The organism is Flavobacterium sp. PL11, assembly GCF_035985025.1.
Classification (GTDB): Bacteria; Bacteroidota; Bacteroidia; order Flavobacteriales; family Flavobacteriaceae; genus Flavobacterium.
The window spans coordinates 1-1,073 of sequence record NZ_JAXCIA010000077.1 but is presented as its reverse complement, the minus strand read 5'-3'; the positions used below and the strand labels follow the sequence as shown (position 1 = coordinate 1,073).

Here is a 1,073-nt window from a genome sequence, read left to right as displayed (position 1 = left end):
CGTAAACCCAACAGATTCAAGTGAGATGTGTTCTACAAAAGCATCGATAAATCGAATTGGATTATCCAAAGCGATTTTATCTTCTAAACTGCTTAATAGTAACTATTTACGCGATGTTCCGGATATATGTTGCATCTTTAAATGTACAAATTTTCTCGCTAATATCCAAAATTAAATACTATATTTGATGCAAATAAAACGGAGGTTTTTTCACAGACTGACGTTAGCGGTCATTGTAAGTGCGACAAACCGACAAATTATAATAACATAAATATAAACAATGGAAATATTAAATATACAAACAACACGACTTAATATTCGACATCTCGAATTAACTGACTTATTAGACTTCCATAGTTATCGTTCAAATCCAGAAGTTACAAAATATCAAGGTTTTGATGTTATGTCAATTGAACAAGCCGCAGAATTTATTAAAGACAACTCGACAAAGTATTTTGGTAAAGCAGGTGAATGGGTACAATATGGAATTGAAAACAATGAAACAAAACAAATTGTAGGAGACTGTGCAATTAAACTTGACCAATACGACACACGAATTGCGGAAATTGGAATTACAATTTCACACCTTGAACAAAAAAAGGGTTACGCTAAAGAAGTTCTAATTGGAGTTTTGACTTTTCTGTTTGACACAAAAGAAATACACAGAGTTGTTGAAATAGTGGACGCAGAAAATACTGCTTCAATCAACTTACTAAAAAGTACAGGATTTAAACAGGAAGGACACTTTATTGAAAACATATTCTTCAAAGGAAAATGGGGAAGTGAATTTCAATACGCAATGCTGAAAAGAGAATGGGACGACAGAATATAAAAATACTTGACGGAACAGAACAACGAACCGCTAACAGCGGTTTGGCAAAAGTGGCGGTTCAGTGCTCCGCAGACAGTTTTCTGGTTAATCAAACATTGGTACTCCGCATCAACATTTGTGGTGAAAATCGCCACCTTCGCCAAGCCGCAAAACGTCAGGATGTGAATTTACCCCACTTTTGCTCAAATTAACGCAATAACTCCTTTTCTATTCGCACAAAATTCGCTTGTAAGCGAGGCGG

Annotated in this window: 1 protein-coding gene; it reads left to right on the top strand. The window is 35.3% G+C overall.

Features of this window, described 5'->3' with window-relative positions; genetic code table 11:
- Positions 1 to 280: 280 nt before the first annotated feature.
- Positions 281 to 832 (top strand): GNAT family N-acetyltransferase, encoded by a 552-nt coding sequence (locus RCH18_RS16090; RefSeq protein WP_326937791.1) that lies wholly within the window; start codon positions 281 to 283, stop codon positions 830 to 832.
- The last annotated feature ends 241 nt before the right edge of the window (positions 833 to 1,073 follow it).

Coding starts and splice junctions, on each gene's coding strand:
- RCH18_RS16090 (WP_326937791.1), top strand. CDS start 281: ATGGAAATATTAAATATACAAACAACACGACTTAATATTCGACATCTC.